General features: G+C 61.6%; 6 protein-coding genes and 1 pseudogene. 5 read left to right on the plus strand and 2 right to left on the minus strand.

The window, feature by feature from the left end:
• The first annotated feature begins 118 nt into the window (after positions 1-118).
• Entirely contained in the window at positions 119-700 is a 582-nt protein-coding gene (locus VKR55_RS22445) for a tetratricopeptide repeat protein (protein ID WP_324406735.1), read from the plus strand.
• Between the two features lie 26 nt (positions 701-726).
• Positions 727-1,065 carry a hypothetical protein gene (locus tag VKR55_RS22450; RefSeq protein ID WP_324406736.1) on the plus strand — a complete coding sequence of 113 codons (339 nt, stop codon included), beginning with the start codon at positions 727-729 and terminating at the stop codon, positions 1,063-1,065.
• 5 nt (positions 1,066-1,070) lie between these two features.
• Here the strand turns inward: VKR55_RS22450 and VKR55_RS22455 are convergent, their stop codons facing one another.
• Positions 1,071-2,207, minus strand: coding sequence for a tetratricopeptide repeat protein (locus VKR55_RS22455; protein ID WP_324406738.1), 1,137 nt, complete (start codon positions 2,205-2,207; stop codon positions 1,071-1,073).
• Between the two features lie 387 nt (positions 2,208-2,594).
• Between VKR55_RS22455 and VKR55_RS22460 the strand changes: the two genes are divergently transcribed.
• The 3 genes and pseudogenes from VKR55_RS22460 to VKR55_RS22470 form a co-directional block, all read left to right on the plus strand.
• Positions 2,595-3,104 (plus strand): hypothetical protein, encoded by a 510-nt coding sequence (locus VKR55_RS22460; RefSeq protein WP_324406739.1) that lies wholly within the window; start codon positions 2,595-2,597, stop codon positions 3,102-3,104.
• 72 nt (positions 3,105-3,176) lie between these two features.
• Complete coding sequence (locus VKR55_RS22465) at positions 3,177-3,854, plus strand: hypothetical protein (protein ID WP_324406740.1); 678 nt, start codon at positions 3,177-3,179, stop codon at positions 3,852-3,854.
• A gap of 307 nt (positions 3,855-4,161) precedes the next feature.
• Positions 4,162-5,388 (plus strand): annotated as a pseudogene (locus tag VKR55_RS22470) (IS701 family transposase); the annotation flags it as partial.
• 392 nt (positions 5,389-5,780) lie between these two features.
• Here the strand turns inward: VKR55_RS22470 and VKR55_RS22475 are convergent.
• On the minus strand, positions 5,781-7,133 hold the full coding sequence (locus tag VKR55_RS22475) for an IS1380 family transposase (protein WP_324406742.1): 1,353 nt from the start codon (positions 7,131-7,133) through the stop codon (positions 5,781-5,783).
• Between the last annotated feature and the right edge of the window lie 124 nt (positions 7,134-7,257).

The raw sequence follows: 7,257 nt of genomic DNA on the forward strand, positions 1-7,257 counted from the left end.
GATCTGATGGGGCTCTCCAAAGGCCGCATCAGCCAATTGCATCGCGGAGCCCTCGACACGCTTCGAAAACGCCTGGCCCGGCAAGGCCATTTCTCCCTCGAACGATGAGAATTGATTGATGAACCAGAATCCGTCCCATCGATGCCCCGATGCCGATATCGCCCAACTGCTGGGACTGGCAGGCACGAACGATGCAGAGCTCGCGGCGCGTGTCGTCGACCTCATCCGGGCCTATCCCAGTGACGAGCGCCTCCATTTTCTCGAAGGCTCGCTTCTCGCCGCCGGCAGAGATTATGAGGCCGCCGCAAAAGCCATGGCGCGCGCGATCGAACTGGCTCCATCCTTCGCCATCGCGCGTTTTCAACTCGGTTTCTTGCAACTGACGTCGGGCCGGCCCGATGCCGCCCGGGCGACGTGGGCGAGCCTGCGCCATGCACAAGGAGAAGATCCGTTGCGTTTCTTCGTCGAAGGGCTCGATCATCTGATCCGCGATGAATTCGACGAGGCGATCCGCCTCCTCGAACGAGGCATGGCAGTCAACACGCAGAATGCGCCGCTCAATCATGATATGGGGCTGCTCATCGGCGAGATGCGGGCGCGCCAGGCAGGTGTGGGTGGTGATGATGGCGGCGACGTGTCGGTTGCGTCCGCGGCACAGCAACTCCTCCAGCAAGCCGCGCTCAAATCCACCCGGCACTGAGGGCAAGTGGAAGCAAGACGCAGTCTATGGATCCGATCTCCCACACCGATCGCCTGGTCGCGATCCTGCGACAGCGTTTGCGCGAGCGCACCCGAACGCAGACCACGAAGCCTGCGCGACGCGGCTCGCCTCAGGCCGAGCCCGCCGTGTCCGGACTATCCGGCCTTGCTGCACTCGAGGGCGCGGACAGCAGGCAGTTGCGGCGGGCCTGTATCCAGGCGCTGCTGGCCGATCAGTTGGGCGGCTCGTTGCTCAATGACGCCCAGTTCCAGCAGATCGTGACACGCGTCGTCGATGCAATTGGCGAGGATCCCGTCGCCGCCCGATTGCTCGATCAGGCGGTATCGAGCCTCCGGGCCGATTGATCCGTTCAGTGGCGTCGAAGGGCGAGCGCCGCCAACGCATTGCCAAGCGTGCGTCCCCCAACGCCGATCGGAGCGGCGAGCGCTTTTCGTCGGATCAGATCGGCGGTCTTCGTTTCGCCGATCTGCTCGAGCAAGAGAATCTGGGCGAGTTGCGCGCCCAGTGCATTGCGGTCGAGACGAAGTGCAACCTGGGTACGTTGACGTGCGTGATCGAGATCGCCCGCGACGATGTCTACGACCGCGAGCCCGCCATAAGACTCCGCGAAATTGGCATCGAGCGTGAGGGCCTGCTCGAAATCCGCGCGCGCCGCTTCCATGTTGCCGGCTGCGAAATGCGCCCAGCCAGCCGCGATCCACGAACCAAGATGTGTGCCAAGAAGCTTCGCGCCACGTTCCGTGGCAGTGGCGGCTTCATCGAACGCGCCCTGTCCCAGGAGCGACAGTCCCTTTCCAACCCATGCGCGTGCATTGTCGGGCTGAAGCGCGAGAGCGCGATCGAGCAGCGGCCCCGCTTTCTCCTGCTCGTCGGTAGCGAGCGCCAGGAGCCCGAGGACAGCGATGCCTGTCGGATCGTCGCCAGCCAGCGTGGCAAAGGAGCGCGCCCGCTCGATATCCTCGGCATCCATGGCGAGCAGCGCGAGAGCACCCATTGCATGCGGATGACCGGCCGCGTCGAGACGCAATTCGTCACCCAGCGCCAATCCCTCTTCGAACCGCGAGAGGTGATGCAGCATCTGAACCTTGAGACGGAGTGCATGAGGCGAGGCCGCCAATGCCTCCTCGTCGAGCCAGGCTAGCGCCTCTTCATAGCGTGCCACCATGGCGTTCGCCCAGGCCAGATTGAAGCGGAGCGCGCCATTGTCCGATCCCGTCTCGATCAGCCGGCTAAAGGTCGCGACCGCGTCGAAGTAGCGACCGAGCCGCAACGCTACCAAGCCGCTCAGGTTGATGTCTCGATCCGACAGGGCCCCGAGCGCGTTCAATCGGCGAAGCAGTTCGTCGGCCTGCTCCAGTTGCTGGGCTTCGTAAGCGGCCTCGGCCGCATCAGCGATCAATTTCGCATTATCGGGATCCTCAGCAAGAAACGCCTGAAGTCTGGCGAGACGATTCTTCTCGTCCTGAGGGGATCGCGTTTCGAGCATCATGTCCTGCAAAGATAAGGCCTATGCCTTCAACCTATGCGGAGCGCTCGGGCGGTGCAACGCACGGATGCACAAAGTCGGCGGCTTCGAGAGAAAGAAATCTCTAAACGACGTACCTGTTCCGCGGACGCGAGAACCTCGTGCCGTTGAGAGTAGCGACTTTCGCCAAGGCATCTCGACAATCGTCGCCGCCGAGGAATAATCAATTCTCATCGCTGACAAGAAAGGCATGGGCGAGCAATGAAGCAGGCATTGATATTGCTTGGGGCATGGAGCGTGGCAATACCTGTTTTCGCGCAAGACCCATCACCACCGCCGCCGCTCTCGGCTGGAGCAACAACAACTGCATGTGAGTTGCATATATGGCCATCTCCAGGCTTGGAGAGCATGACCGAAGGCTGGTTTCGGAATCAAACCCGCAATCAAGCCCTGCATGACGGCACGGGCGACCCCTTGCAACTTACCGACGCACTCGGCCCGAAGATGCAGCTTGACGCGATCGCCACGCTTGACCTGGCGGGTGCCTTCGAACTGGGGGGCGCCCAACTGATACTGCATTCCGATCCTCTACCCACAAGCACGCCTGGACCGGCAGTGCTCCGGCGGACGGGATCGACCGCGCCATGTTATGCCGAGTTCGTCATCCGGCGGCTGGTCTATGCCAAGAACGCGCTTGCAGGAGGGGCGCTTCAGGGCTTTTTCACCCTCCGAGTGTTCGGCGCAGGTGACATTGTCACGCATAGATTCGCTAGCACGGCAGATACGCCTCTCATGCTTTTTCCATGGAAGGCGCCGGGCGATGCCGAAAGCGGTCGCAACGAGTTACGCAACGCACTTCGGACAGACGTTCTCGCTTTCGCAGCCTACTGGCGAAAGGCACCTCCGAAACAACGCTAAGCGAATGACCGCCACCATTGACAGACAAAATACTCACAATAATATCGCCACAACATGTGGAGGAGTACATTAATGGCATCGCGGCGTATCGCGGCTACTCGACTGGCCATTTTTGCGTTTTCCTGCTTCTCCATTGCACCTGTTGCCAGTGCACAGAATCCAGCTTCTACTCCACAGCCGTCAGAGGGCCAGGTCTGCGAACTCCACGTGTGGCCGGCAGAGCGGTTCAGTGCGATCACGACCGGCTGGCTTGGTGGTGGTCTGATCGATGCGGCAGCGCATGCCAAGGGGGATCGGGAGCGCAAGTCGTCGATGGCCGACGCGCTCGACAGTCCGAACCAGGTCGCAGCACTCGCATCCCTCGATCTCGCCGGTCTACTTCACCAGCAGTCGGCGACGGTGATTCAGCATAACGAGCCACTGACGCGACACACCGTGAACGATATCAAGACACGTCGATCCGAATCCAAATCGCCATGCTATTCCGAGCTCATCGTGGCCGATATTTTCTACCAGAATGCCGCGATCTATGGACGATCTCTGAAGACGCTGTTCATCTATCGCGAGTTTGGCGCGTCACCGACCGCGACCCGCATCTATAAGGGCTGGGGCGGCAACGGTCTCAAGCTCTTCCCGCCCAAGCCCGGAGAGGACGCTGAGGCGGCGAACAACGAGTTGGTGTTCGTGTTCAAAGCGGATTTCCAGGAATTTGCTCGCAACGAAGCTGGGTCACACACAGCCTCACGCTAGCCGCGGATTGGGAATGCGCGGCTAGCGAAACGTCCGGATATGACGTCGGGCTGAGCTTCGTTTCAAACACTACGCTGTAGAGATCGCCAGTAAGCGCGCGAACCGCTGCACTCTCTGCGGCAACAAAATGTTTTTGAGAGGATTTACTTAGGCGATATTGACAAAACGGATTGAACCAACCCGCTGACGCGGGAGCGGCGTGCGTATTGGCCGGAATGGCCTCCTGATGAGAAGATTTGGTTGCTGGACCAACTCTCAACCAGGAGACCATCCCATGACTGATGCCACGGCAGCGGTGAGCCCGCTGCGTCGTCGGATGTGCCCGGCTTACATCGCGGGTCTGATCGGCCCCGGGGACCGGAAGAGCGTGCAGCCCATGGCGGCGCGTGCTGGCGAGCTCGGCTATGACCAGCTTCACCATTTTGTCGCCGCGGGTGTTTGGGACAGCGCACCCCTCGAGACTGCCCTGCTGAAGGAGGCCAATCGCCTGGTCGGTGACGAGGCGGGCTTCCTCGTCATCGATGATACCGCGCTGCCGAAGAAGGGGCGTCATTCGGTGGGCGTCGCGCCTCAATACGCCTCCTCGCTTGGTAAGACGGCCAATTGTCAGTCGCTGGTGTCGGTGACGCTGGCGTCGCGCGAGGTGCCGGTGATGGTGGGCCTGCGCCTCTTCCTGCCCGAGATCTGGACAGACGATCCCGAGCGCATGGCGCGGGCGCGTGTCCCGAAGGATCGCCAGGTCGCCCTGACAAAGCCGGAGATTGCCATCGAAGAGATCGATCGTGTCATCGCCTCGGGCGCGCGCTTCGGCTGCGTGCTGGCCGATTCCGGCTACGGATCCAGTGGGCCTTTCCGCCAGGCTTTGAGTGAGCGCGGCCTGCTGTGGGCGATGGGCTTGTCGCGACGTCAGAACGTCTATCCGGCGGACGTGGGCCTGATCTTCCCCGTCGCGAAGGTCGGAACGCGTCGCAAGTACCACATCCCTGACAGGCCGCCGATTTCCGCCGAGGCGATGTTGGCCGATGAGAAATGGCAAAAGGTCAGCTGGCGGCGGGGCACCAAAGGTCGGCTGACGTGCCTTTTCGCGCTTCGCCGAGTCCGGGTTGCCGACGGGCATAAGCATCGCATGCTCGACAACCGCGTTCAGGCCATGCCGGGGGACGAGGTCTGGCTCGTCGGCGAACGCCGTTCAACCGGGGAGCAGAAATACTATGTGTCGAACCTGCCGGCCGATGCCACGCTCAAGACGCTTGCCGCCACGATCAAAGCCAGATGGGTTTGTGAGCAGGCGCACCAGCAGCTCAAGGAAGAACTCGGTCTCGACCACTTTGAAGGCAGATCCTGGACGGGACTACACCGACACGCCTTGATGACGATGATCGCCTACGCCTTCCTCCAAGCCCGCCGCCTTAAAGCGGCGGGGCGGAAAAAAAAGAGTCGGGGGACCGCCGCCACAACAGAGCATGCCGGCGATCAGACAAGCCATTCTCGACCTCTTCGCACGGCCTCCGCCCCTGCGATGCCCTCACTGTGAAATGCTCCTGGCAGACGCCACAGAAGCAAAAGTGCCAAAGTAGTGCTAGGCTTGGCGATTGTTAAGAAAGTGGTCGACGAACATTTCGGCGTAATCGCTTTTGCAGATCGAATAGGAGGCGGAACAGTAGTAAAGATGCAGTTCGATCCAGTGTTGCTCCGTCCGTTTGCTCGCGACGCGGACGATGGCGAACCCGGCGATAACGACGAGCCGCCGTCTAGTGACCTAACCGCTCTTATTCGTGAGAGGGAGGTTTTAGCGTTGGGATGAGAGGGTTGGGCGCGATGAGCAAATTGTGAACGCGCGATCCCAAGGCGCCTGTTTCATCGCGGATGACGGTGGTTTGGCAAGGTTGAACGGACGGGTTGCGGGTAGCGGCCCTGCCGCGCAATTCAGGGCCCCGCCGCGCGCAGGTTGAGCGAGATGGTGCGGAAGAGCGCGGCTTCGGGACAGGCACTAGCGAAAGCGACACGGATCCGACTGGCGTTTTCGATGACGCGGGCGCCGAGCTTGAGCAAGCGTAAGCGGATGGTCGTGAACTCGGCGGTTCGCAGCGGGGTGTTTGCGGGCATGGCCTGGCGAACGGCCCACATCAGCCAGTAGGCGGCGGTGTGCAGGATGATGCGCATTTGGTTGGCGTTGGCCGATCGGCAGGACGTGCGATCACTTTTGAGCTGGGCTTTATGAAGCTTGATCAGGTTCTCAGCCTGTCCGCGAGCGCAGTAGAGCGTGTCGTAAATATATTCGGCGCTGCCGCTGGTCAGCGAGGTGACAACGAAGCGGATATCGAGGCCCAGTGGGCTGGCTTCAATGCGAGCGGCAACGCGGCGCTTGTGGTCGCCCCAGCTCTTCGCCGCATAGCGGGTCTCGGTGTAGCGGCGCAGTTCGACCAGCCCGCCGGTCGCACGATCTGTGGCGCAGGCATCGGCTTCGGTCGTGATGATGGGGTCAGCATGCAGGGTGGTGTTACCCGGCAGGCCAAAGACATAGTCGATGCCGTTTTCCTCGCACCACCGCATCGGCTCGGGGCGGCCATAATGACCGTCCCCTCGCAAGGTGATCCGGGTATCGGGCCAATGCCGGCGGATGCGTCGCACGAGCCGCCGGATGTGAGCAGCGACCTCGGCACCGGACGGGGTCTTGCCGGTCCGCAAAAGCATCGCGACCGGCCGGCCCGTCGCGGTGTCATAGACATGGATGGGCAGGAAGCATCGCTCGCCGTGATGACCGTTCCAGAAGGACAGCTGCTGCATGCCGTGAACGACATCGACGGTGTCATCGATATCGAGGGTGACCGCAACCGGCGGCGCGGGATAGCTCGCGCAGTAGAGGTCCACCAAGGTGCCGGTCAGGCGAGCCAGCTCGCGTGTCGTCGGCGCATTCTCCCAGCGCGACATCGTTGGCTGGCTCGCCAGGCCGACCAGCCCATCCGGCAATTTGCCGAGAGCCAGCTTGAACCCGGGATCGTGGCGGAGCGTGTCGAGATCGTCGGCATCCTCATAGCCGCAGGAAATCGCCAACATGCGGGCGCGCAGGATATCGGCGAGAGAATGCACGACACGGCTCTGATCGCGTGGGTCGGCGATGCAAACGGCCAGTCGCGCGGCGATACCCAGCCGGCGTTCGGCCTGGGCCAGCAACAGCACGCCTCCGTCCGACGTCAGCCTGCCACCATCGAATGCTGCGGTGACTTTTCGGCGATGAATTGCTGGGAATGAAAATGAGAGTCCGCTATCGTCTGCCATGGCGGTCGTGGCGCTTCCTGTCTGGTCTAGAGGGTTGACTAAGCACCTTTTCTCTAAACCAAATCAGATGGTTACGCTACGATCGCCAACCAAAAAACCGCTGCCGATGAATAATCCCGGCTAG

It is taken from the genome of Bradyrhizobium sp. (assembly GCF_035309285.1).
Taxonomy (GTDB): domain Bacteria; phylum Pseudomonadota; class Alphaproteobacteria; order Rhizobiales; family Xanthobacteraceae; genus Bradyrhizobium.